The sequence below is a fragment of the Sphingobium sp. TomTYG46 genome (assembly GCF_055396345.1).
Genome location: NZ_AP027325.1, coordinates 797,497 through 821,187 on the forward strand (window position 1 = coordinate 797,497; position 23,691 = coordinate 821,187).

General features: G+C 61.4%; 17 protein-coding genes and 1 pseudogene. 10 read left to right on the plus strand and 8 right to left on the minus strand.

The window, feature by feature from the left end; translation table 11 throughout:
* Positions 1 to 30 precede the first annotated feature (30 nt).
* Together ACZ5YV_RS16845 and ACZ5YV_RS16850 are read left to right on the plus strand one after the other, a co-directional pair.
* A complete protein-coding gene (locus ACZ5YV_RS16845) occupies positions 31 to 1,371 on the plus strand; it encodes an aspartate aminotransferase family protein (protein WP_464789524.1) in 1,341 nt (446 codons plus the stop codon).
* A gap of 89 nt (positions 1,372 to 1,460) precedes the next feature.
* Positions 1,461 to 3,092 (plus strand): long-chain fatty acid--CoA ligase, encoded by a 1,632-nt coding sequence (locus tag ACZ5YV_RS16850; protein ID WP_464789525.1) that lies wholly within the window; start codon positions 1,461 to 1,463, stop codon positions 3,090 to 3,092.
* A gap of 108 nt (positions 3,093 to 3,200) precedes the next feature.
* Here the strand turns inward: ACZ5YV_RS16850 and ACZ5YV_RS16855 are convergent.
* Positions 3,201 to 3,957: pseudogene (locus ACZ5YV_RS16855) on the minus strand (IS5 family transposase).
* Between the two features lie 513 nt (positions 3,958 to 4,470).
* Positions 4,471 to 5,310, minus strand: coding sequence for an SDR family NAD(P)-dependent oxidoreductase (locus tag ACZ5YV_RS16860; protein WP_464789526.1), 840 nt, complete (start codon positions 5,308 to 5,310; stop codon positions 4,471 to 4,473).
* A 157-nt stretch (positions 5,311 to 5,467) separates the two neighbouring features.
* Here ACZ5YV_RS16860 and ACZ5YV_RS16865 point away from each other — a divergent pair, with 157 nt between their 5' ends.
* The 6 genes from ACZ5YV_RS16865 to ACZ5YV_RS16890 all read left to right on the plus strand — a co-directional run bounded on the left by ACZ5YV_RS16865 (position 5,468) and on the right by ACZ5YV_RS16890 (position 16,672).
* A complete protein-coding gene (locus ACZ5YV_RS16865; RefSeq protein ID WP_464789527.1) occupies positions 5,468 to 6,271 on the plus strand; it encodes an SDR family NAD(P)-dependent oxidoreductase in 804 nt (267 codons plus the stop codon).
* A 294-nt stretch (positions 6,272 to 6,565) separates the two neighbouring features.
* Positions 6,566 to 8,278: a type I secretion system permease/ATPase gene (locus ACZ5YV_RS16870; protein WP_464789528.1), complete on the plus strand. Its 1,713-nt coding sequence runs from the start codon at positions 6,566 to 6,568 to the stop codon at positions 8,276 to 8,278.
* Positions 8,278 to 9,645, plus strand: coding sequence for an HlyD family type I secretion periplasmic adaptor subunit (locus ACZ5YV_RS16875; protein ID WP_464789529.1), 1,368 nt, complete (start codon positions 8,278 to 8,280; stop codon positions 9,643 to 9,645). The genes ACZ5YV_RS16870 and ACZ5YV_RS16875 overlap by 1 nt, the downstream gene beginning before the upstream one ends.
* 146 nt (positions 9,646 to 9,791) lie before the next feature.
* Entirely contained in the window at positions 9,792 to 13,529 is a 3,738-nt protein-coding gene (locus ACZ5YV_RS16880; RefSeq protein WP_464789530.1) for a beta strand repeat-containing protein, read from the plus strand.
* A 376-nt stretch (positions 13,530 to 13,905) separates the two neighbouring features.
* A complete protein-coding gene (locus ACZ5YV_RS16885) occupies positions 13,906 to 15,180 on the plus strand; it encodes an MFS transporter (protein ID WP_464789531.1) in 1,275 nt (424 codons plus the stop codon).
* 187 nt (positions 15,181 to 15,367) lie between these two features.
* Complete coding sequence (locus tag ACZ5YV_RS16890) at positions 15,368 to 16,672, plus strand: NtaA/DmoA family FMN-dependent monooxygenase (protein ID WP_464789532.1); 1,305 nt, start codon at positions 15,368 to 15,370, stop codon at positions 16,670 to 16,672.
* A 64-nt stretch (positions 16,673 to 16,736) separates the two neighbouring features.
* On the opposite strand, the gene ACZ5YV_RS16895 is transcribed toward ACZ5YV_RS16890, so the two are convergent.
* The 5 genes from ACZ5YV_RS16895 to ACZ5YV_RS16915 form a co-directional block, all read right to left on the minus strand.
* Positions 16,737 to 17,111, minus strand: a complete 375-nt coding sequence (locus tag ACZ5YV_RS16895; RefSeq protein WP_464789533.1) for a group III truncated hemoglobin — start codon at positions 17,109 to 17,111, stop codon at positions 16,737 to 16,739.
* A gap of 18 nt (positions 17,112 to 17,129) precedes the next feature.
* Positions 17,130 to 18,314 (minus strand): cytochrome P450, encoded by a 1,185-nt coding sequence (locus ACZ5YV_RS16900; RefSeq protein WP_464789534.1) that lies wholly within the window; start codon positions 18,312 to 18,314, stop codon positions 17,130 to 17,132.
* 144 nt (positions 18,315 to 18,458) lie between these two features.
* The gene (locus ACZ5YV_RS16905; protein ID WP_464789535.1) at positions 18,459 to 20,405 is read right to left on the minus strand and encodes a flavin-containing monooxygenase; all 1,947 of its coding nucleotides are present in this window, start codon (positions 20,403 to 20,405) and stop codon (positions 18,459 to 18,461) included.
* 59 nt (positions 20,406 to 20,464) lie between these two features.
* Positions 20,465 to 20,884, minus strand: coding sequence for a VOC family protein (locus tag ACZ5YV_RS16910; RefSeq protein WP_464789536.1), 420 nt, complete (start codon positions 20,882 to 20,884; stop codon positions 20,465 to 20,467).
* On the minus strand, positions 20,881 to 21,615 hold the full coding sequence (locus ACZ5YV_RS16915; RefSeq protein WP_464789537.1) for a TetR/AcrR family transcriptional regulator: 735 nt from the start codon (positions 21,613 to 21,615) through the stop codon (positions 20,881 to 20,883). The genes ACZ5YV_RS16910 and ACZ5YV_RS16915 overlap by 4 nt, the downstream gene beginning before the upstream one ends.
* Positions 21,616 to 21,803: 188 nt before the next feature.
* Between ACZ5YV_RS16915 and ACZ5YV_RS16920 the strand changes: the two genes are divergently transcribed.
* Together ACZ5YV_RS16920 and ACZ5YV_RS16925 are read left to right on the plus strand one after the other, a co-directional pair.
* A complete protein-coding gene (locus ACZ5YV_RS16920) occupies positions 21,804 to 22,550 on the plus strand; it encodes an SDR family oxidoreductase (protein WP_464789538.1) in 747 nt (248 codons plus the stop codon).
* Between the two features lie 24 nt (positions 22,551 to 22,574).
* Positions 22,575 to 23,279 (plus strand): pentapeptide repeat-containing protein, encoded by a 705-nt coding sequence (locus tag ACZ5YV_RS16925; RefSeq protein ID WP_464789539.1) that lies wholly within the window; start codon positions 22,575 to 22,577, stop codon positions 23,277 to 23,279.
* A gap of 56 nt (positions 23,280 to 23,335) precedes the next feature.
* On the opposite strand, the gene ACZ5YV_RS16930 is transcribed toward ACZ5YV_RS16925, so the two are convergent.
* The gene (locus ACZ5YV_RS16930) at positions 23,336 to 23,659 is read right to left on the minus strand and encodes a hypothetical protein (protein WP_464789540.1); all 324 of its coding nucleotides are present in this window, start codon (positions 23,657 to 23,659) and stop codon (positions 23,336 to 23,338) included.
* Positions 23,660 to 23,691 lie beyond the last annotated feature (32 nt).

Sequence of the window (23,691 nt, forward strand, 5' to 3'; positions counted from 1 at the left end):
CGGGAATGACCTAATACTGACGGGGTTAAAATGGCAATCTGGCCCAATGAAGACTCCCAGTCGAAGCGGCTCTACGAACGCGGGCTCAAGGTCTATCCCGGGGGAATTACGCGTCTGGTTCCATGGCTTGAGCCTTTCCCGGTCTACACGAAATTCGGCAAGGGCGCCTATGTCACCGATGTCGATGGCACGGCGCGGCTAGACCTGCTCAACAACTTTGCGTCGCTGATCCACGGTCACGCCAACCCGGCGATCATAGAGGCCGTTTCCAAGCAGTTGATGTTGGGGACGGCCTACACCAACCCGACCGAGGTTGAGATCGAGCTCGCTGAACTCTTATGCGACCGCATAGAGTCCGCGGAAAATGTCCGGTTCAGCAATAGCGGTTCCGAAGCGGTGATGTCGGCGATCAAGGCCGCGCGCGCGTACACCGGTCGACCCGCTATCGTGAAGGTCGAAGGCAGCTATCATGGCTCCTATGATTATGCCGAAGTCAGCCTGGACACGCCCAAGGAGGAGTTCGCCACGCCGCCAAAGTCGGTTGGCTACGCTGCGGGCGTACCTGACCGACTTCTGGAAGATGTCTATGTCATCCCGTTCAATGATCCTGAAACTGCCGCCCAGATCATCCGTGCGCATAAGGATCGCATCGGGGCGATTCTGCTCGACGCCGCGCCCAGCTATCTCGGCTTCACCCATGTAACGCCGGAGTTCGCGGCGACGTTGCGGGAGCTGGCGACCGAGATCGGCGCTGTGTTCATCCTCGATGAAGTCATATCCTTCCGCCTGGACCATGGCGGAGCCCAGAAGCGATTTGGCATAAAGCCGGACCTCACCGTCCTCGGCAAGATCATCGGCGGGGGCTTTCCCGTCGGTGCGCTGGTAGGATCGAAAGAGGTGATGAAAGTCTTCGATCATCATTCGGGTAGGCCGTTGGTGCCTTGGAGCGGGACTTTCTCTGCCAATCCGGTGACAATGACGGCGGGCAAGGTGACGCTGGAACTGCTGACCCCCGAATTGGTCGCGCATGTCAACATGCTGGGCGATCGTGTCCGCGCCGGGTTGACGCAGGCCTTCGCCTCATCAGGGTTTCCAGGGCAGGTGACGGGCGTCGGGTCGATGTTCAAGATCATCACGCATCAGCGGCCTGTCCATGACTATAGAAGCCAGCAGCATACGCCCGCCGAAAGCGCGGCAATGGTCGTGCTGCAACGGCTGCTTGTGCTCAAGGGCTTCCATGTGTCGGGGGCAGGCATGGGGTTCCTTTCCACCGCCATGATTGCGCAAGACACCGATAATTTCTGTGCGGCTACGGAGGAATGCCTCCGTCAGCTTCCCCATCCTGACAACGGAGAAGGGCCGATATGGTAAAGCGAGGAGACCGGGTGCAACTTGCCGCCGGGCCGCATTGACGATGTATATCCAATCACGAAGAATGTGAGCTGTAGATGATCGGGACGATGATGGATTTTGAGCTGACGATAGGCTCTATCCTGCTGCATGCCGACCGGTTCCACGGTGATCGCGAAATCGTGTCGCGTCAGCCGGATGGCGGGATAGTCCGCAGTTCCTATTCACAGCTTCTCAATCGCTCACGGCAATTATGTAGTGCGCTGACCGATCTGGGCGTCGTTGCGGGAGACCGGGTCGCCACCCTGGCCACCAACTCGCTGCGGCATCTGGAGGTCTATTTCGCCGTACCCGCCATGGGTGCGATCATCCATACGGTAAATCCTCGCCTGTTCCCGGAACAGGTCGAATTCATCATCAATCACGCGCAGGACAAAGTCCTGGTGGTTGAGCCGCAATTCGTTCCGCTGGTCCAGCAGATCAGGGGCAGCCTGAAAAATGTCCGCCACATTGTCGTCATGGGATCAGGCTGCGGGGACGCTGCGGGGCTTTTACCTTATGAGCAATTGGTCGAAGCGGCGCCCGGCGCCTTTGACTTTCCAGTGATCCCCGAACGAACCGGGTCGGCGCTCTGCTATACTTCGGGCACGACCGGTGCCCCCAAGGGAGTCCTTTATTCCCATCGCTCGGTAGTGCTGCAATCGCTAGTGATTTCGGGCATCGACTGGTTCGCGGTCCGGCGCCGGGACAGCCTGCTTCCCATAGTCCCCATGTATCATGTCAATGCATGGACGCTGCCTTTTGCTGCGGCGATGAACGGGTCCAAGCTCGTCCTCCCGGGCAGCGGGCTCGATTCACGCAGCCTCTTCGAACTGATCAGCGCCGAACAGGTGACGCTGGCCGCAGGGGTGCCCACCATCTGGACCGACCTGATCCAGTTTCTGGAAGCGCAGGACGAACGCATAGACTCGCTGGAGCGCGTCATCGTCGGCGGGACGGCTCCCACGCCGTCGATGATCAAGACGCTGGAGGAAAAATACGGCGTTCAAACCTGCCATGGCTGGGGGATGACCGAAACAAGTGCTGGCGGCTTGTTCAACGCGCCCCATGATTGGGAGCATCTGGACGACGAAGACAGGCGGGCCATGCTCGGCAAGCAGGGGCGCACTCCCTATCCATTCAGCATTCGCATTGTCGATGCAGAAGGGGAGGAAGCTCCCTGGGATGGGAAGACGTTCGGCAGCCTGCAAATTCGTGGTCCCAGCGTTACGTCCAGCTATTATGACGGCGATGGTCCTCCTATCGAAGCCGCGCACGAAGGATGGCTCCCGACCGGCGACATCGCCGTCGTCGATCCCGCAGGCTATGTCGAAATCGTCGATCGCGAAAAGGACGTCATCAAGTCAGGCGGGGAATGGATCAGTTCCATCGCGCTGGAAAATATCGCAACCTCTCATCCCGATGTCGCTGAAGCCGCCGTTATCGGCATCCCGCATCCACGATGGGACGAAAGGCCGCTGTTGATCGTCGTTCCTCGCGCTGGCTGCCACCCCGATCCGGCCGATCTCATCGCCTATTTCGCAGGCAAGTGCGCGAAATGGTGGATTCCCGAGGAAGCCGTTCTGGTGGACAGCATCCCAAGGCAAGCGACGGGCAAGGTCTTCAAGGCGCGGCTGCGCGAAGCCTATGCAAAGGCCGGAACGGAGAGCCCGTCTGCGGAAGCCGGCTCAGGGCCGGTTTGAAACCGACGGTGCTGTCAGACCAAGGCGAACCAGTTTCCACATGATGTAGTTCGGATGGCAAGGGTAGGCTTAGCTGGCAAGCAATTACCTAAGGTCAGGACTCACTGATCAGAGCCAGAAGATGACGGTGGCAGCGAGGGCGATGGCGGAGAAGAAGGCTGTCGGGCAGCGGTCGTAGCGTGTCGCGACGCGGCGCCAGTCCTTGAGGCGGCCGAACATGATCTCGATGCGGTTATGCCTTTTGTAGCGGCGCTTGTCGTATTTGACGGCCTTGTTCCGGGATTTTCGACCAGGGATGCAGGGGGTGATGCCCTTTTCCTGCAAGGCATCGCGGAACCAGTCGGCATCATAGCCACGATCGGCGAGCAGCCATCTTGCTTTGGGAAGCTCATCGAGCAGGGCAGCGGCACCGATGTAATCGCTGACCTGACCGGCCGTCATGAAGAAGCTGATCGGGCGACCGTTGGCATCTGTTACAGCATGAAGCTTTGTGTTCATGCCGCCTTTCGTGCGCCCGATCAGGCGCCCCGCGCCCCCTTTTTTACCCGCAGGCTTGATGCCGTGCGGTGCGCCTTGAGATAGGTCGCGTCGATCATCACCGTCTTGCGTTCGTAAGCCTGGGGCGCAGCCAGCCCTTCCATCATCCCAAGGAAGACACCCTTATCGCTCCACCGCTTCCAGCGGTTGTAGAGCGTCTTGTGCGGCCCATAATCCTTCCATCCCGCCAGCGTAACCCGTTGCGGTTCACGAAAATGATCCCGCTCAACACCCGGCGATCATCCACCCGAGCCTTGCCGTGGCTCTTCGGGAAATACGGCTCCAGCCGCGCCATCTGTTCGTTCGTCAGCCAGTACAGGTTGCTCAAATCCAGTCTCCTCACGGAGCCTGAATCAGATCGCCACGCTCTGATCAATGGGTCCTGATCCTAGAGCATCGTGCGCAAAAGTGGGAACCGGTTTGGTGCTTAAAAGGATGCGATAACAAAAAACTAGAGCGCGTGACCTGCGTCCGATTAAACGCAGCACGCTCTAGATGTTTAGTACCGGCCTTTGATGGTACATTATTCAGCCATGAATAGAAAAATGTACTGCGGGCCAGATTTTACACGGGAGTTCGCGGTGACAACTCGCTGTAATCCAGCGCCATCTCGACGATCTGATGCTGGATATCGTCCACCCCCCCGCTGGGCGCCAATGGCCGATCTTCCGGCGCCTCCGGCCCGCCTTGGACGAAGCGATCATATCAGCGATAGGACTGGCCTGCGCGGTGAGGACAGCATCGCAAACCCTCCTTAATTTACAACCTCAAATCTGTGCCATTGGTGATCACGGCAGACATTACGCCGACAATTGTGCAGTGCGCGTTGATGCGGACGGGATCATCCCGGCGGCGCAATTCCTTGTTCGGTGAAGAAGTCCGGCGCGTTGATCATTTCTGGTCCGGCCAGGTCCGGGGCGTCTGCATGGCTCGCCAACCACACGACGGTCTGTGCGGTTTCGTCTGGATCGCGCGCTGCTTCTCCCGATCCGATCGTTTCAGCCTGATCGCCCATGGCCGCGCGCAGCGTGTCCGTCATGGTAAAGCGCGGTTCGATCAGGAAGGCGCTGATCCCGTCCTTGCCGTGCTCCTGGTTGATATGGTCCGGGATACGATTGAACGCTGCCTTGGGCGCCAGATAGAAGAGGCCCACCCCCGGAGAGCGGGCGGAAGGTTCGATGGAGGACAAGGTCGTCATGAAGATCATTCGCCCTGAACCCTGTGCCACCATCGTCTTCAGCACGATCTGGCTCAGGTGAAATTGGTTCAGGAAATTGCCGGTGATCGCTCTTTCCGCGTCTTCCAGCGCGACGTCCATGATCGGTTGGAGGATAACCGGCCCTTGGTAGATGCCATTGTTCACCAGCACGTCTATCCGCCCCCAGCGATCGAGTACCGCCGCGACCCCTGCATCGATGGATGCGCGATCGAGCAGGTCGATCCGTGCGCCCATCGCCTGACCGCCAGCCGCCCTTATCGCTTCCACTGTCGATGCCACGCTGCCCGGCACAGGCGTGTCCCCCATGCTCTCCATACGGCCAGCGCCTTCCGCCATGGTGCGGCCGGTCACTGCGACGGCGAAGCCCGCGCGGCCAAGGGCGATCGCTATTGCACGGCCGATGCCGCGCGTCGCCCCGGTGACCAGCGCCACCGGTGATTGAACTTCTTCACTCTGTTTCATCATCGGGCCATACCCCCAACCTCTCTCGGCCTTCGCCGACTATCGCCTGCAAACATCATGACCGAGCGATAAACCATAGCCCTAGTTTGTTGACAAGCGTCCCCGTTCATTTAACCCCTTCGCCAGGAACGACGCAATAGAGGTAGGAGATAAAGACGTGAGCGTGGAAAAACGGCTGGCCGGGCGTGCGGCGCTGATTACCGGAGCGGCAGATGGAATTGGCCGGGGCATGGCGCTGCGATTTGCGCAGGAAGGCGGGTCCATCCTGGTCGCGGATTTCAATGCGGACAAAGGCGTGGAGGTCGTGGAGGAACTGCGCGGCCTTGGGGTGGATGCCGACTTCCGCAAATGTGATGTCACGGTGCGTGATGACGTCGTCGGTGCCGTTCAGGCTTGCGTCGATCGCTTTGGCTCTATCGACGTCCTGGTCAACAATGCGTTTAGCGGCGGTGGAGTGCAGCGCATCGAGACATTATCCGATGCGCAGTTCCAATCCTGCATGAACATGTGCCTTTACGCCGCGAAATGGTCGATGGAGGCGGCGTTCCCGCACATGCGCAGCCGACATTGGGGCCGTATCATCAACATCGGGTCGCTTAACGGCGTCAATGCGCATCTGGGGACCGCCGAATATAATGTCGGTAAGGAAGCCCTTCGCGCCTATACCCGCAGCGCCGCCCGGGAATGGGCAAGCTACGGCATCTGCGCAAACATCATCTGCCCCGCCGCCGTTTCCGCGGGATACCGTGAATTTGAGCGAACGGAGCCGGAAGTCGCCGCGGCCACCACGGCGGCTAATCCGATGGGCCGAATGGGCGACCCGGAGGCCGACATCGGCGGCGTTGCCCTTTTCCTGGCCAGCGAGGACGCGCGATACCTGACCGGCAACACGCTGTTCGTCGATGGAGGTGCGCATATCAATGGCGCTGCATGGGTGCCCGACCTCGGCCCGGATAGCTGAACATCACAGGGTGAGCGACGCGGAGGCGGTCAAACCCCGCCTCCGCGTCGGCGATCCTTTCACATGCAAGACTCCGGTCTCTCGCCGATCTTAACGGCAGCGCGTCGCACGGCCGATCGCAAGAGTTGGTCTAACCAACCCAATTTGCCACCCCGCATCCCTTTGCGCTGTTGATCGGTAGCCCGTTCGACGGGATGAGTTGGGCTGAACCGTCGCGCTTTGGGGAGATAGGATGGCGCTGCCAGTTTCAGTCGTCGTTGGCAGCGTTTGCCCGCGCGGTGGCGAGGCCGCGAGATGAGAGCCGTGCTGAATGCGGTGCGGGCGCATGTGATGTGGGCAGCCCTGTTCAGTGCGCTTGCCAATCTGTTGTTCCTGGCGCCGACGCTGTACATGTTGCAGGTTTATGATCGCGTCGTGCCGACGCGGGGGGCCACGACGCTGGGGTTCCTGACCATCGTGGTGCTGATGGCTTTCGCCACCCTTTCGTTGCTGGAATATGTTCGTTCGCGCATCATGGTGCGGGCAAGCATCGCGCTGGACCGGCGGTTCGCGCGGACGCTGATCGCCGCTGCCCTGCGCCAGCCGCCAGCCGCGACGGGCCAGCACAGACGGCAACAGCCCATCCGCGAATGCGACCAGCTTCGGCAGGCGTTGACCGGCCCGGTCATGAACGCGCTGTTCGATGTGCCGTGGGCGCCGATCTACATCATCGTGTGCACCATCATCCACCCCTGGATCGGCCTGTTGGCGCTGGTGGGCAGCGTGGTGCTGCTTGCCATAGCGTGGGCGAGCGAGCGGGTGATTTATTCCCCGCTGGCGCAGGCCAATGCGGCGGCGAGCCAGTCCTATGCCAGCCTGGACCAGAGCATGCGCGGGATGGAAACGATCCGCGCGCTGGGCATGCGGACCCCCATGGTGCGCCGCCATCTGGCCGAGCGGGCGGATATGCTGAAGTGGCAGGCCAATGCCAGCTTCGCGGCGGGACGGTGGGTGATGGTCAGCCGTTTCCTGCGCAACGCACTGCAATCGGGGGCGCTGGGCCTGGGCGCCTTGCTGGCGATCGATGGGCAGATTTCGGGTGGTGCGATCTTTGCCTCATCCTTTCTGCTGGGGCGGGCATTGTCCCCCATCGATCAGCTTGTCGGCCAATGGCGCAGTTTCGTGCAGGCGCGCGAATCCTATGCGGAGATCAAGATTTGGCTGGAGGGGGAGTTCGATCCGGCGCCGCGTACCGCCTTGCCCGCGCCGACCGGCCGGGTGGATGCCCAGAATATTTCCGTGCATGATCGTCAGTCGGATCGGCTGATCATCAACAATGTGTCCTTCACCATCGCGCCGGGCGAATTGGTGGCGGTGATCGGGCCGAGCGGGGCGGGCAAGTCGACCCTGGCACGCCTGACCGCCGGGGCAATAGGGATCAGCCGGGGCACGATCCGCATCGATGGCGCGGATTATGCGCAATGGGATGACGAGGCGCTGTCGGCGCATATCGGCTATATGCCCCAGCAGCCCTCGCTTTTTGCCGGAACGATCCGGGACAACATCGCCCGCTTCGCTTTTGAAGAGGGAAGCGCCGCCGTCGACAGGGACAGGATCGATGCCGAGGTGATCGCCGCCGCTCGTCTGTGCGGTGTGCACGAGATGATCCTGGGATTGCCGAGAGGCTATGAGACGATGCTGGATTGGGGCGGCACGGGGCTGTCAATGGGGCAGGCGCAGCGGATCGCGCTGGCCCGCGCCTTGTTCCGCGATCCCGCCGTGCTGATCCTGGACGAGCCCAATGCGCATCTCGATTCCGATGGAGAGGCGCAGTTGATCGACGCGCTGCGGCAGGCGAAAGCGCGCGGCGCCGCGATCATGGTGACGGCGCATCGCACCAGCCTGCTGGCGCCAGCGGATCGGATATTGGTGCTGGACCATGGCCGCATGCGGATGAACGGCCCGCGCGACAAGGTACTGAGCGCGCTCACCGCGACACGATCATTGGCTGCGGCGGAGAGGGCGTGATGTTGATGCGGTCGCGGCGCGTACTCCTGCTGACCAATGGAGAGGGGGGGACGGTGCCTGCCGTGGGGCCGGATATCCGCCGGGAGGTGCGGGCCGGTCTGTTGATTGCGGCGGCGTTTTTCCTGCTGTTTCTGGGCTGGGCCGCGTTTGCCCGGTTGGACGCCGCGGCGCTGGCGCCGGGCCGGGCAACCATCGCGGGGCAGCGGCAGAGCGTCCAGCATCGCGATGGCGGCATCGTTGCCGCGATATTGGTGAAGGAAGGGCAGCAGGTACGGCAGGGCGCCGTGCTGATCCGTCTTGCCGCACCGGCGGTCACGGCGCAGGAGCGGGTGCTGGCTTCACAGGCCATCTGGCTGATGGCGCAGCGCGCTCGGCTGAGGGCGGAGTTGGCGGGGACGGCGATCGCTGCGCCGGTCGAGTTCCGGTCGCTGACCGGGGCCGACGTCGCCGATGCCGACGCCGCCATGCAGGCCCAACGGGCGCAAATGGGTGCGCGATCGGCGCTGCTGGCGACACAACAGGGTGTGGCTATGCAGGAAGGCAGCCAGGCCGGATCGCAGGTGCTGGGCTATCGCGAGCAGGTTGCTGCGGTGGTCGAGCAGGAACGGTTGATCAGCGACGAATTGAACAGTTTGCAAGATGTCGCGGCCAAAGGATTTGTAAGCAAGACCCGCATCCGCGCGCTGGAACGGGCCAAGGCCGACCTGATCGGGCAACGCGCGCGGCTGCTGGCGGCGCGCGACAGTTCCGTCAGCATGGCCGGGGAAGCGCGGTTGAAGGCGCTGGAGGCGAAGCAAGGGTTGCAGGAAAAGGTGACGGCCGAATTGCGGGACGTCGAAACGCAGCTGGGCGATGTCCTGCCCAAATGGACAGCGGCGCGCGATGAAGTGGCGCGCACGCAAGTGCGTGCGCCGGTCAGCGGGACGGTGGTCGGATTGTCGGTCCATACGGTGGGCGGCGTGATCGCCGCCGGGCAGGTGCTGATGGACATCGTGCCCCGCAACGGCGCGGTGGTGATAGAGACGCGCTTTTCCCCCGCCGACATTGACGACCTGGCGGTGGGGCAAAGGGCGGAGGTGCGCTTTGCAGGGTTTCCGGCGCGCAGCCTGCCCATCATCGACGGGCGGGTGACGCGGGTATCGGCCGACAGTTTCGTCGAGGAAAAGACCGGCGTGTCCTATTTCGTGGGCGAGGTGCAGATACCGCCGGAGCAGATCGCGCTCATCCGGCGCTATGCGCGGGGCGATTTCGTCCTGAAGCCGGGCATGCCGGTGGAGGTAGTCGTGCCCCTGCGGCGGCGCACGGCACTGCAATATATGTTCGACCCTTTGACCGACCTGATGTGGCGGTCGTTCCGCGAACAATAAGCCTATTGGTGGCGTCTTACCCTTAAGGGCGGCGCCTTTATCCCGATGATCTTCGCGGCGCGGGCCGTTTCGAGGGTATCAGCTTTCCACACGCTCCGGGCCGGGGGGCAGGCCCCAGCCATCCTGGCACGAGATGGGGAGACGATATGGCCAGCTATTATAATGTTGTCGGCAGCTCGACGGTCACCGGGACGGCCGAGAAGGACCTGTTCTTTGCCTTCACCCGCCTGTCGAACCTGGATATCGTGCGGCCCGATGCCGTGCTGGCGCAGCTCGTGTGGAACACCGCGATCCTGACCGACGCCGGGACTCAATATCAGATCGCCGCGTCCAATATCCAGATTTCCATGGATCTGCTGCTGGGCAGCACCGGCACCGATATCGTCTACGGGTCAAACCTGTCCGACGCGATATTCTATAATAATGGGACCATATCGGGCGGCTTTGGCGGCTTCGACAATATCGAGCAGTTCTGGCTGGGCGATGGCGATGATGTCATAGACTTGACCAACCACGGCGTTGGCGGCATCGATTATGCAAAGGACGTGCTGGTTCAGGGCGGCGCGGGCAACGACATCATCGTGGGCGGCGCGGGCAAGGACAACCTTCAGGGCGACGCAGGCGACGACATCATATTCGGCTGGCGCGGCAGCGACAACATCTCAGGCGGGCTGGGCAACGACCGGCTTTATGGCGACGATCTGGGGTTCAACAATATCTCGGGCGACGACATCATCGATGGCGGTGCTGGCAATGACCTCATCTGGGGTGGCCGGGGCAGCGACAAGCTGAACGGCGGGGATGACAATGACATCCTCTATGGCCAGGCAGGCGGCGATACGCTGTCGGGCGGCACTGGCGATGACATATTATATGGCGATGATGCGAACACTTCCAGCAACGACACGTTGAATGGCGATTCCGGCAACGACCAGCTTTATGGCGGCGCGGGCAATGACGAACTGTATGGCGGCACGGGCGACGATCTGCTCGATGGCGGGGCTGGCGATGATTATATGCACGGCGGGGCGGGCAACGATCGCATCCTGGCGGGAGCGGGCAACGACCTGATCGACGGCAGCGCCGACATCGATACGCTGGTCTTTTCCGGGAACCGGGCGGATTATATTTTCACGCTTCAACCCGACGGCAGCTATATTGCCGGTGACCTGCGTCCCGGATCGCCCGAGGGCACGAAGACGATCCGCAACGTCGAATTTTTCGAGTTCGCCGATGTGACGATCCCGTCGACGGGCCTTAACGCCCCGCCGGTCATCACATCCAATGGCGGTGGCGCAAGTGCCGCGCTGTCCATCGATGAAAACAGCACGGCGGTCACCACCGTCGCGGCGACGGACACTGACGCTGGCCAGACCATAGGCTTTTCGATTGCGGGGGGTGCTGACGCGGCGCTGTTCGCTATCGATGCTGTGACGGGCGCGCTGCGCTTTCTGACGGCGCCCAACTTTGAAAATCCGGCGGATGCGGATGGTGATAATGTCTATCAGCTGATCGTCGCCGCCAATGACGGCAATGGCGGGGTGGATACCCAAAGCCTGTCCGTCACCGTGCGCGACGTGGCGGATGGGGCCGCGCCGGTCATCACCTCCAACGGCGGAGGCGCTGCCGCCGCGATCACGATCAATGAGAATGCGACGGCCGTCACCATGGTCACGGCGACCGACCCCGATGGCCCATCGATCAGCTATTCGATAGCGGGCGGCGCCGACGCCGCGTTGTTCACCATCGACGCTGCGACCGGCGCCTTGAGCTTCAAGACAGGGCCGGACTATGAAGCGGCTGCGGATGCCGATCACAACAATGTCTATGACGTAATCGTGCAGGCCAGCGACGGCGCGAACGCCGATCGGCAGACGCTGGCGGTCACGGTCGCCAATCTCAACGACAATGCCCCGATCCTTACATCCTACGCCGGGGCGGCATCGGCGGCACTGTCGGTTGCGGAAAACAGCCTGCTGGCGGCGACGGTGCAGGCGAGCGATGCCGATGGCACGGCGCTGGGATACAGCATCAGTGGCGGAGCGGACGCCGCGCTGTTCATGATCGATGCGGTGACCGGCGCGCTGAGTTTCAAGGCGGCTCCGGATTTCGAAGCGCCCGGCGATGCCAACGGCGATCGTACCTATAATGTCGTCGTCACGGCCAGCGATGGCACCAATAATGTGGCGCAGGCGCTGGCGATCACGATCACCAACGTCAATGACAATGCCCCGGTCATCACCTCCAACGGGGGTGGAGCCAGCGCGGCCATCAGCATGGCGGAAAACCAGACGGCCGTGACCACCGTGACGGCCGCCGATGCGGACGGGACGGCCCCCAGCTTCGCGATCGCGGGCGGGGCCGATGCGGCGCTGTTCACGATCGATGCGGTGACAGGCGCGGTGTCCTTCCTGACCCCGGTGGATTATGAAAATCGCCTGGATGCGGACCAGGATGGAGTCTACCAGCTGATCGTGCGGGCGACCGACGGCAGTTATGTCGATGACCAGTTGCTGTCCATCAACATCACCGACATTCCGGAAACCGGCAAGACCATCATCGGATCGTCGGGCAACAACAGCATCAATCCGACCACTACCGTGCTGGGTTACCAGACGACCGCGCTCAACGACACCATCTATGGCATGGCGGGTAACGACATCATCGATGGCGGCGCAGGCGCGGACTATATGGATGGCGGCACGGGCAACGACACCTTCTATGTCGATACCTATTCCGACGACGGCTTTGCCGGGAATGACGATCAGGTGATCGAACAGGCATCGGGCGGCACCGACCTTGTCTACGCATCGGTCAGTTACCGGATGGCGGCGGAGGTCGAAAAGCTGACCCTGACCGGCCTTGCCCCGATCAACGGCATCGGCAACGACCTTGCCAACATCATCGTCGGGAACGAGGCCGCCAACCAGATTTTCGGCGGGCTGGGGCAGGACAATCTGTCCGGCAATGGCGGCAACGACCTGCTGGACGGCGGCGATGATAACGACCTGCTGTTCGGCGGCGACGGGAACGACACGCTGATCGGCGGGCTGGGGAATGACAGCCTGGACGGCGGTACTGGCGCGGACAGCATGACCGGCGGGCTGGGCGATGATGTCTATGTGGTGGACAGTTGGTCCGATGACGGCAATGCCGCCAATGACGATCTGGTCATCGAAGCCGTGGGTGGTGGCACGGATCAGGTCAATACATCCGTCAGCTATCGGATGGCGGCGGAAATCGAAAAGCTGGTGCTGACCGGCGCTGGCAATATCGACGGCATTGGCAACGATCTGGCCAACACCATGACCGGCAATAGCGGCGCCAACAGCCTTTGGGGCGGGTTGGGCAATGACTCGCTGGTGGGTAATGGCGGTAACGACAGATTGTTTGGCGAAGACGGCGGCGACCTTCTGGACGGTGGAGCGGGCGACGATTTTCTGGATGGCGGGGCGTCGACCGACACGTTGAAGGGCGGTGCGGGCGCCGACATCCTGATCGGCGGTGCGGGCAAGGATACGCTGACCGGCGGCACGGAAGCGGATACTTTCGTCTTCGCAGGGCTCGCATCATCGCTGAACAGTTCCAGCTATGACCGCATCAACGACTTCCGTATCAGCGAGGGGGATCGCATCGATTTCGATTTCCTGAACGGTAGCCTGCCCGCGTCCAATTATGCCGAGGCGACGATCGCGACCAACAATTTCGCCGATGCGCTGAGCGCTGCCCAGGCGACGGCGGGCGTCAACCATGTGACCTTCATCGCCGGAACGACCGACGGTTGGATCTTCTACGACGGCAATGGCGACGGCACATTCGAACAGAGCGTGATACTGGTCGGCGTCAACACGCTGGCGGGCGTGGATGTGAGCAGCTTTATATAGGGCGCGCTGGGGACGCGCGGGTTCGGGCTGGAGTCCGCGCGGCGGAGTTTCACCAGTAGGAGGACTTCGTCGGCTGCGTCGGATCGCCCGATAATGACCGGCCCCTGTTGAGGTAGAAAAACGGGCCGTTTGGCGCGGTGTTCGCTCACGTTCCGTGATGAACCATGGCCATCGCGGAACGGTGCCTGATGAGACAGTTGACGAATGTCAACGGATGGGCCAGCATCCCTTCGATTCGTGCCGGGTCGCCGCCAACACTTTGCCTGAACTTTGGAAGAAGCGTTCGCTGGAGAAGTGATGGGCCTACCATCTTCCTGGCGGGGGTCGGACAATTTTTAGGGACGATCGCTCGTCCAGTCGCAAAGGCGGTAAATGCATGACTGAAGTTGTGGGCATGGGTGGTCAGGGCATCGCGCTGCAGCGACGCAAGCGGGGGATGCTTTTCAGGGCCATGCTAGCGCAAAATGTCGGGACGGGTTGTGCGTTCGGTGGTCTGGGCGTCAGCGTCCTTGCATTGCAGGACCGGTACGATGCGTCATTGGCCATGGCCACAATGGCTCTATCCCTTGCCATCCTGTCGCTCACCGCGTTTGGTCCGCTGATAGCAGTTGCGATTGGTCGATGGGGCCTACGCCGGGTCATGTCGACCGGTGTCTTCATCTCCCTGATCGGGTATGCGGCGCTGGCCTATGCGCCGACCATGCCGATCGCGCTGGCTGAATGCGGCCTTCTGATCGGTCCCGGCGCCGCCCTGTTTTCCGCCCTGCCGCCTGCGGTCCTGGCGAGCGGCTGGTATCCCGAAGCGCGGGGCAAGGTGATGGGCATTGCCTTTTTGCCCCTATTCGTGACCGTCCTGCCCGTCATTGGGGTGAGCATCATCCAAAATTATGGACTGATGAGCTTCTTCCTATTGCTCGCCGGCCTGCATCTGCTCTTGCTGCCGCTGACCTTGACGGTGATCGATCCTCCGGTCGAAGCCCAAGAAGAATCGGGCTGGGCCGAGGGGGCGACATCGGGTCCGACGCAGATCGCCATTTTGAGCGGCGCGTTATTCTGGTTGATCGCTGTCGGTGACGGCATCCTCAATGGCACGGCCATCATGGGTGGCGCGCATCTTCTACCCATCGTCGAAGGATATCATCAGTCTTTGCAGACGGGAGCAGTGCTGCTCGCCGTTTCAGGCGCGGCCAGCATCGTCGGTTCGCTGGTGGCTGGTTTTGCGTGCGACTGGTTCGGTTCGGCTAGAGCACTCGGACTCGTCGGTCTGGGCTTGGCCGCGGCATGGGCGATCATGGGCCTGTCAGGAGGGATGGTCGCATTGAATGTCGCGGCGTTACTGATCGGTTTTTGCAGTGCCTCGGTTTTTCCTCCGATCAGCGCGCTGGTCGTTCAGCTATATGGTTTTGACGCCTTGCCAAAGGTCCTGGGCTTGCTGGGCGTCATGACGCTGCCATTCTCTTTCTTCATGTCGCCTGCCGCAGGATGGCTGCGTGACTTTGCGGGCAGTTATGAACCGGTATTTGTCGGTGTGTTTGCACTCTGCGCCTTCGCCGCTGCCATATTCTTCGGACTGAGCAGATATCATGCGCGCAATAGGGAGGTGCATCTGGACATTCCCGACGCCGGACTGCCGCCTGCGAAAGCAGCCTGAAAAAAGGCGTTCCGCAAGGGCGGACAAATTCACTCGCCATTTGGTTGAACGACGTCAACTATTGATAATGTTCCGCGAGCGCCGGGGCCGTTGAAGCGGCTCCGGCGGCATGCTCGCTTTCCCCATGTGCTGCGGACGCAGAGGGGGAAAACAGGCGTGGAAATACTGGTGAGAAAGGTTTCCGTCGATGGCCCACAAGAAGTTTCACCTTGGCTATTTCACCAAGTTCGGCGCGACGTCCTGGCCGGGCGATGGCAAGGAACTCGGCTCGCAATGGGCGGATGGTTCCTACCATAAGGAACTGGCCAAGATGCTGGAGGCGGCGAAGTTCGACTTCATCTTCTTCGAAGACACGGTGATCGTGGGTGATCGCTACGGTGGTTCGATGGAGCTGGACCTCAAGAATGCGACGCTGTCGCCAAAGCTCGATCCGTTGCCGCTGTTGCCGGTGATGGCGCAGGAAACGTCGCATATCGGGTTGATCGCGACAGCTTCGACCACCTTCTACCCGCCCCATCTGCTTGCAAGGCTGCTCTCCACCATCGACTCCCTGACGAAGGGGCGAGCGGGATGGAACATGGTGACGTCGAGCGAGAAGAACGCCGCGCTGAACTTTGGCATGGAAAAGCTGCTGCCGCCCAGCGAGCGCTATGACATTGCCGACGAGTTCGTCGAACTGTGCAAGAAGCTGTGGGATAGCTGGGAAGAAGGCGCGCTGGTCGCGAACACCGAGACGGGTGTCTATGTCGATCATACGAAGGTCCACACCGTCAATTTCGAGGGGCAGCATTTCAGATCGAGAGGGCCGTTGAACACGTTGCGGTCGCCGCAGGGCTATCCGGTTCTGGCGCAAGCGGGCGCGTCCGAGCGGGGCCGTGATTTCTCATCGAAGAATGCCGAAGTCGTGCTGGGCATGATGACCGGCGGCGTGAAGGGCATGAAGGCCTATCGCGAGGACATCCGCAATCGCGCCGAAAAACAGGGCCGCGATCCGGATGACATCAAGGTGTTTTTCCTGACGCCGGTCAACATCCTGCCCGACGGTGGAGAGCCGCCCGAAATGACCGAGGCCGAAAAGCAGGCGGCGTTCGAGCATAATATCGTGATGGCTTCATCCTCGCTCGACATCGACTTTTCGCTCTATGACGTGGATGCGCCGGTGCCGCAGGACATCGTGGCAGGCGGCCACACCAGCGCGCTGGAACATATGAAGAAGGCCGGACGGGAGGAGGGCAAATCCCTTCGCGACCTGTTTTCCTCAGGAAAGGGGGGCAGCGGCTCCAGATTCAGGGGAACGGCGCAAGAGGTCGCGGATCAGTTGATGGCGGTCATGGACGAAGTGGGTGGCGACGGCATATTGATTGAAGGGTCCGGCTATAACCGCCAACTGCCCGATCTGGTCAATGGGGTCATCCCTGCGCTTCAAAAGGCGGGCGCGGTTCGCACCGAATATGAGGGCACGACGCTGCGCGAAATCCTGCGCGAATTCTGAGGTTTGGCCGGGTTTCGCCATTGGTGGCGGATGGTTGCTTCGCGACCATCCGTACTCACCTGGCTTAAGCTTTCCTGTCGCGGTAGAATTGAATGCCCAATTGCAGGCTCTCGGCAATCCGGTCGGCCTTCTCCTGAAAGGCCGCTGCGACGTCTGGCGCGAGGATGTCACCGCTGGTCTGTCGCCACAGGGCAAGCCAGCGGCCGAAATTATCGGCGGTCATGTGCGGTTCGTGCCGGACATGCGCGACCATCGGCTGCCCCTTGTACCGGCCGGTTCCCAGCATCACCGATGACCAGAATGCCTTGAGCTTTTCCAGATGAAGCGGCCAGTCGTCGATCGCCTGATTGAATATCGGGCCAAGGATCTGGTCGGCGCGCACCCGATCGTAAAATGCGGGGACCAGCCGGTCGATATCCTCTTCGCTTATCTCGCTCATCGGTCAGACGACATTCGCTCAATCACAGGAAATCAGGGCATTGCGCAGTTCATAGCCTGTCACCAGCGGATTCCATGCCAGCGTCGGCGCGCGGTCGAGCTTCAAGCCCGGCACCTGCAACAGGCGTTCCAGGAAGAGGCAGCTTTCCTGAAGCGCGACTTGCGCGCCGGGGCAGCGATGTTCGCCATCGCCGAAGGAGAGGCCCGCATTGCCATATTTGGCGCTGACTTCCCGGCCCGACACAAATTCGCAGGGCCGCTCGCCAAAGGCAGTTGTGTCCGTGTTCGCGGCGCGGACGTCGATGGCGACGGCAGCACCGGGAGGGGCGCCCACTGCTTCCGCCTCGTCGGCTGGCATGCGGCGGTAGAGATAGCCGACGACCGGCTCCAGCCGCAGCAATTCCTCCAGCAGGGCGATCTTCCCCTTTTCATCCGCGGTGAGGAAGGCGGTCTTCAAATCCTCGCGCTCCAGCATATGCCATGCGGCCATCACGATGAACTCGCGCGTCGTCGCCATTCCAGCGGCGCCATAGACCAGGCATTCGGTCAATATCTCCCGACCATTATAGCCTTCGTCGATGAGGTGGGAGATGACATCGTCCCGCCGCTGCTTGCGCCGTGCGCGGATCGCTGGCGCGACGTCATGATAATAGAAGGACAGCACCCGATATTGGGATTGCACGAATTTGATCAGTGAGGCCAACTTGCCCGGATGTGGGCGGAAATCGCCGGTAAAGAACACATCCAGCCGCCGCGCCAGTCCCTTGGGGTCGCTGTCAGTCAGGCCGACGATATGGCTGGCAACGGCGACGGCAAGCTCAAGGCTGAGCTGGTCCAGGAAAGCGGTCTTGTCCTTCACAAACCGGGAAACCAGCATGTCGCTGAGTTCCACCATTAACTCGCGATAGTGGGTGGTGACGATGCGGGGTGTGAAGAAACGGGCGGTAGCGCTGCGCTGAACGCGATGCGTTTCGCCTTCGAGGAACAGGATTGGCTGGCGCGTCGCACTGCCGATCCTGCCGACTTGTTCGGCCAGAAAACCGGCCTGCCGTACATTCGGGTGACGCAGGATGGCGCGCGCTTCGGCGAAATCGCGGGTGCGCATATCGGGATCGACGGTCCCACCGGCGTCGGCGGCTGCGGCTGACTTGCGGTCATCGCCTTCGCGATGAAAAGGACAGGCGGCGGAAAGGCGAGCGTCCATCAGCGTCGACCCTCATATGATGCACGGCGAGCGCCTAACTTAGGTGTCCCCCGGTGCCGGTCAAGGCCCCCTGTCCTGATCAATCATGTGGGGAAGGGAGGCGTCTGGCCGTAAAGCAGCCCCGCGCCTCCCCCGCCCTTACGGTCAGTCGAACTTATAGTCTTCCAGCACGGGCTCTTGTAGCTCGTTCCACATGTCGACGAGGCGGAACGGCCAGGGGCCAACGGGGCGGCCCTTGCTGTTCTGATAATAGCTCTTCGACTTGGGATGGGTCCAGATCATGTGCTTCATCTGATCGTCGATCCGCTTGTTGTGACGCAGGAAGGCTTCCTCCGTCACTTCGATCGTGCGGGCGCCGGTCGCGATCATGTGATCGAGACATTCGATCAGATAATGGACCTGTGATTCGCTGACGATGTTAAGGCCGCCTGCGTGGTTCGGGCCGATATTGGGGCCGGTCGACAGGAAGTAGTTGGGATAGCCGGGGATGGTCGTGCCCATATAGGCGCGCTCTTCCTCGTCCGCCCAATCGACCGCCAGGTCATGACCGTCGCGGCCCTTGATCTCCAGATCCTGCACCAGCGACGATGCGTTGAAGCCGGTCGCGCAGATGATGACGCCGAGCTCGTAGACCTTGCCATCGTTCGTGCGGATGCCGTTCGGCAGGATTTCGGCGATGCCCGCCGTCTCCAGCGTCGTGTGCGGCTGCATGAGGGCATCGTACCAGCCCGCGTCCATTACGACGCGCTTGGAGAAGATCGGGAAGTCGGGCGTCAGCTTTTCGATCAGGTCGGGACGGCCTGCCAGCTTGTGATGCATGTGCGACAAGGCATATTGGCGCATGCCTTCATTGAGCGCCGACACGGCGATGCCGTCTTCGGGGTAGGACGGGTCCTTCACCACATTGGGATAGAGGCCGTCGGCCGCGAACCAGAACACGCGGAAGCGGAACCATTCCTTGTAATAGGGAATGTGCCGCAGCGCCCATTTCACCGGATCGGGGACTTCCGCCTTCACTTCGGGATTATTGATCATCCAGTGCTTGGTGCGCATGAAGACGACCAGTTCATCGACTTCCTTGACTATCGTGGACACGATCTGCGCGGAACTGGCGCCGGTGCCGATGACGGCCACCTTCTTGCCCTTCAGGTCGATATTTTCGTCATAATCGGCCGAGTGGGTGATGATGCCCTTGAAGTTTTCGATGCCGGGGATCTCGGGCAGCTTCCAACGGTCGGTGGTGCCGAACGCGTTGAACACGGCATTGGCTTTGATGACTTCGCGCTTGCCGGTGTTCAGATCCTCGACCGTTACGTTCCACACGGCCTCATCCTGATCGAAGATCAGGCTGTGCACCATGGTCTTGAACCGGATGTTGCGGCGGACGTCATATTTGTCGGCCACGGCGCGGAAATATTCGCGCATGTCCGCGCCATGCGGGTGGTAGTGGTTCCATTCCGGGCTGATTTCGAAGGAATAGGAATAGAAGTGGCTGGGCGTATCCACGCCGACGCCGGGATAACGGTTTTTCCACCAGGTGCCGCCGACTTCCTCATTTTTTTCGATGATCACATGATCGTAACCGGCGCGCTCCAGCTCGATCCCGGCGAGAATGCCGGTAAGGCCCGCGCCGATGACCAGCACCTTGAAGTCAGCCGGAGGAGGCGTACGCTCCGACAGTTCCTTGCGCACGGGGCTGCGGTGGAAGCCGCCCTGCTCCATGACCATGGGGACGAATTCGTCCTCCACCGGCTCGCCGACGCCGATGCTCATCATCTTTTGCATCAGTTCGATCGGCGGATCTTCGGACTTCGCCGCGCCCGGCGTCGTCAGCACATGGACCAGCTTTTCATGCAGGTCGTCGATGCAGTCCTGCGGGATTACATAGTCGGGGTTGGTGTAAGGGGGATGAATGTGGACCTGGAAGGTCTGAAGCATCGATTCATCATGGGTCAGGTGCACATACACCATCAACAGGGTTTGGAGATTGGCCGCTTTCAGCGCTGCGCGCAGTTCGGGGCCATCAGCCAGCGGAAGGGGGCGGCTGCCACTGTCAAGCATGTTCGGCAAAGTCTTCGTTCTCATATCCATATGTCTCTCCATGAGAGCTGGGGGTCTGTTGGGGACGCGGGGGCGATGTCGCCCTGCCGTTATCTCGCCATCATCTCCACATTCTCGCTCAACCGTCCTTCAGGGTCGCTGGTGAACAGGACGCGCACGCCATGTTCGGGCATTTCGCGAACCAAGCCGACATGCCTGCCGCCGTGCGCAAGCACCCGTTCGGCAAGCGCGTCGAGGTCCGTGGTGATGAATCCAAGGATCACTTCCCGGTCGCGTGGAGCAGGCCTATCTAAAAAGTTGATCATCGTCAACGATTCTGCGCCCATGCTTTCACCCGGACCCATAATCACTTCGCGCAGGCGGCCCATAACGGCGGGATCGCCCGATTCCACGCGGTGCAAGCTGTTGAGCCCGTACACCGCGCCATAATAGGCGGCCATGGCTTCTTCATCCTGCACGATCAGCTTTGTGAAGCCGAATCGCGTGTCGCCCGCGTTGCTCAAAGTCATTCTCCCGTCATTTCCGATTGCGCGTTCGCTGCCTCCGCAATGATGCGTTCCAGGCCGACTATGATGTGAGTGAAGCCGTAGGTGAGGGCCGCTTTCCGATCGACCTGCAGCAGGTCGTGCTGAAGACCCTGCAACAACGCAGCCTCATAGGCCGTCAGGGCATGGATATGCGCGGTCGTCCGCTGGTTGTTGTGCTCGGGAGGAGGCGGCTGGGACGTGATGAAGCCGAGAGCCGATGTCGTAAACCACCGCACCGCAAAGGCAAGGTCGGGGCCGGTCAGCCCTTGCGCGCGGATCAATTCCACCACAGGTATCCATGTGCGCAACCAGCCCGGTGACGCATGGCCATCCCACAGGCTGAGCTTCATCGCAACGGGATAGCGCTGAAACAGATCCTCCGTTGCCCACAACCATTGCCGGATTTCGTCCTGCCAGGGCGCGCCCTTTGCCGGGTAATCGAACCGGCTATATATTTCGTCGGCGACGGCGATCAGCAGATCGTCGCGACTGGGGAAGTAATTGTAAAGGGTCATGACCCCGGCTTTCAGGCTCTTTGCGAGCAGACCCATGGAAAATCGGTCGATCGACATTTCGTCGAGCAGGACCAGTGCCGCGTGGATGATCGTGCCGCGCGACAGCCGGGGAGGTCGCCCACGCCCGCGCGTGACGGCAACCGGCTGAAGAGTGGTGTCGGGCGCCATCCTATCCCCGATGTTAAAGCCGCCCGACATCCTGACCTCTCCCACTCTTGTATTATGCTAGGAATAAGGGTTTGGCCTCGTCTGTCAATTTACGTATGGGTTACGAGATCGTGAACGCCAGTTGATCGGCGGCCCGGCCGCGTCCAACTTCGCGATCGGCTTTTCCGCCAGATGGCAAGCCATGGATCAGAACAGATTGTCGAATGGAGAAAAGAGGCATGCAGAGGTTCAGGGACAAGTCCGTCGTGATCACCGGCGGTTCCAGCGGGATCGGCCTCGCCGCGGCCCAGCGGATCATGGAGGAGGGCGGATCGGTGCTGATCACCGGATCGAACCGGGAAAGACTGGACAACTTCGCGGCGCAGTTGCCCGGCGTGCACGTCCTGCAAAATGACGCATCCCGTCCGGAAGCCGCCGAAGCTCTTGCGCAGGAAGCTGCCCGTCTGTTCGGCAAGGTCGATGGCCTGTTCCTGAACGCAGGCGTCGGTGCAGGCGCGCCTCTGGGCCATATCAGCGCCGAGCTTTACCGGAACCTTATGGACCTGAATGTCGGCGGGCCGATTTTTGGGACGCAGGCGATGGCGCCGTTGATCCGCGATGGCGGATCAATCCTGATCACGGCATCCGTCGCGAAGGACAAGGGGCTGCCCGCAAGCGCCCTTTATGGCGCCACCAAAGGGGCCGTCCGCTCGCTTGCAAGAGGCTTTGCCTATGAGCTGGCCCCGCGCCGCATACGCGTGAACACATTGAGCCCCGGACCGATCGCGACCGACTTTTTCAACCGCCTCGGTCTGCCCGAAGAGCATATTGCCGCGGTCGAACAGCAGATGGCCGGGAACAACCCGCTGGGTCGCCTTGGAACGCCGCAGGAAGCAGCGGCCGTCGCCCTGTTCCTGCTGTCTGATGAGGCAAGCTATGTGACGGGGTCGGACTATTTCGTCGATGGCGGGGAAGCGCAGCTTTAGCATAGCTGGTCTGCCCGGGAGATCATGTCTAACAGCATCCAGATGCAGCATGTTAGTGATAGCCAAATGATCCGCGGGCAGACTTTGGCGCGCCAGGATATTGAAACGCTCATAGGCACGCCGCATTCGCTGGTCGGGTGCGTGATCGAGGGTGCGGACCTGTCGCATCTGGATCTGTCCCAATGGTCGTTTCAACAATGCGACATGCGACGCGCCGATTTCACCGGCGCAAAACTTGATCGCAGTGACTGGCAGTCGTGCCGCGCCGCTTCGGCCAATTTCACGGGTTGTGACCTTGGCGAAGTGCGCTTTACCAACAGCGATCTCAATGGCGCCTTGCTGAAGCGTAGCACGTTGCAAGCGGCGTATTTTTTCGGCTGCAAGCTTACGGGCGCCGACCTGTCGGATGTTCGGGCGCTAGACATCCACTTCGAAGAAACGCTGCTGATCGGCGCGAAGCTGACCGGGCGTTCCTTTATGAAGGCAAGGCTCGCACGGGTCGATTTTTCTCAGGCGGACCTGCGCAAATGCGATTTCCGCATGGCTTCCTTCGAGGATTGCAGCCTGCGGGAGGCGCTGCTGACCGGCGCCCGGTTCGAAGGCGCGGACCTGCGCGGTGCTGACCTTGGCGGCGTAAGGTTGGAGGACGCATCCCGCTTTCGTGGCGCGACCATATCGCGGGAGCAGGCGGGGCAATTGCTCAGCGAATTGGGATTGAACGTGCGATGAGGGTTTGAGGCCCTCGCTCGCCGCTCAATTCGAACGGGCGTCGGGATCATGCACCCTTAATTGTCGCAATATTCCCAACGTCCCGCGTTGCAGGCCGCGACTGCGCGCCGCCAGGACGCCATCTGGCGATCATAATCCGCGCGAGCGTTAGCATAGCCTTCGCCACCGCCCTGAGCGCGGCGATAGTTGCGCATGATCCGCGCATCGCGGTCGCGAACATAGGCGAGCTGCTGCTGGTTCATCTGCCGGATGATCGCCCGGTCACGCGCTCGCGCGGCAGAGCTGCGCATGGTGGGGTCATGCGGATCGTCCGCGAGCGCAACCGCTGGAAGCAGCGCGGCGCCGAGCGCGGCCACGCATGCGAATATCCTGACCTTCATGGACCCTTGCCCCTCTTTTATTCCCTTTCTCC

Excerpts from the sequence above, each read along its gene's own strand:
- ACZ5YV_RS16905 (WP_464789535.1), bottom strand. The coding sequence starts at position 20,405 with ATGGATATGAGAACGAAGACTTTGCCGAACATGCTTGACAGTGGCAGC.
- ACZ5YV_RS16875 (WP_464789529.1), top strand. The coding sequence starts at position 8,278 with ATGTTGATGCGGTCGCGGCGCGTACTCCTGCTGACCAATGGAGAGGGG.
- ACZ5YV_RS16910 (WP_464789536.1), bottom strand. The coding sequence starts at position 20,884 with ATGACTTTGAGCAACGCGGGCGACACGCGATTCGGCTTCACAAAGCTG.
- ACZ5YV_RS16900 (WP_464789534.1), bottom strand. The coding sequence starts at position 18,314 with ATGGACGCTCGCCTTTCCGCCGCCTGTCCTTTTCATCGCGAAGGCGAT.
- ACZ5YV_RS16930 (WP_464789540.1), bottom strand. The coding sequence starts at position 23,659 with ATGAAGGTCAGGATATTCGCATGCGTGGCCGCGCTCGGCGCCGCGCTG.
- ACZ5YV_RS16915 (WP_464789537.1), bottom strand. The coding sequence starts at position 21,615 with ATGTCGGGCGGCTTTAACATCGGGGATAGGATGGCGCCCGACACCACT.
- ACZ5YV_RS16845 (WP_464789524.1), top strand. The coding sequence starts at position 31 with ATGGCAATCTGGCCCAATGAAGACTCCCAGTCGAAGCGGCTCTACGAA.
- ACZ5YV_RS16920 (WP_464789538.1), top strand. The coding sequence starts at position 21,804 with ATGCAGAGGTTCAGGGACAAGTCCGTCGTGATCACCGGCGGTTCCAGC.
- ACZ5YV_RS16880 (WP_464789530.1), top strand. The coding sequence starts at position 9,792 with ATGGCCAGCTATTATAATGTTGTCGGCAGCTCGACGGTCACCGGGACG.
- ACZ5YV_RS16890 (WP_464789532.1), top strand. The coding sequence starts at position 15,368 with ATGGCCCACAAGAAGTTTCACCTTGGCTATTTCACCAAGTTCGGCGCG.
- ACZ5YV_RS16870 (WP_464789528.1), top strand. The coding sequence starts at position 6,566 with ATGAGAGCCGTGCTGAATGCGGTGCGGGCGCATGTGATGTGGGCAGCC.
- ACZ5YV_RS16860 (WP_464789526.1), bottom strand. The coding sequence starts at position 5,310 with ATGAAACAGAGTGAAGAAGTTCAATCACCGGTGGCGCTGGTCACCGGG.
- ACZ5YV_RS16895 (WP_464789533.1), bottom strand. The coding sequence starts at position 17,111 with ATGAGCGAGATAAGCGAAGAGGATATCGACCGGCTGGTCCCCGCATTT.
- ACZ5YV_RS16850 (WP_464789525.1), top strand. The coding sequence starts at position 1,461 with ATGATGGATTTTGAGCTGACGATAGGCTCTATCCTGCTGCATGCCGAC.
- ACZ5YV_RS16885 (WP_464789531.1), top strand. The coding sequence starts at position 13,906 with ATGACTGAAGTTGTGGGCATGGGTGGTCAGGGCATCGCGCTGCAGCGA.
- ACZ5YV_RS16925 (WP_464789539.1), top strand. The coding sequence starts at position 22,575 with ATGTCTAACAGCATCCAGATGCAGCATGTTAGTGATAGCCAAATGATC.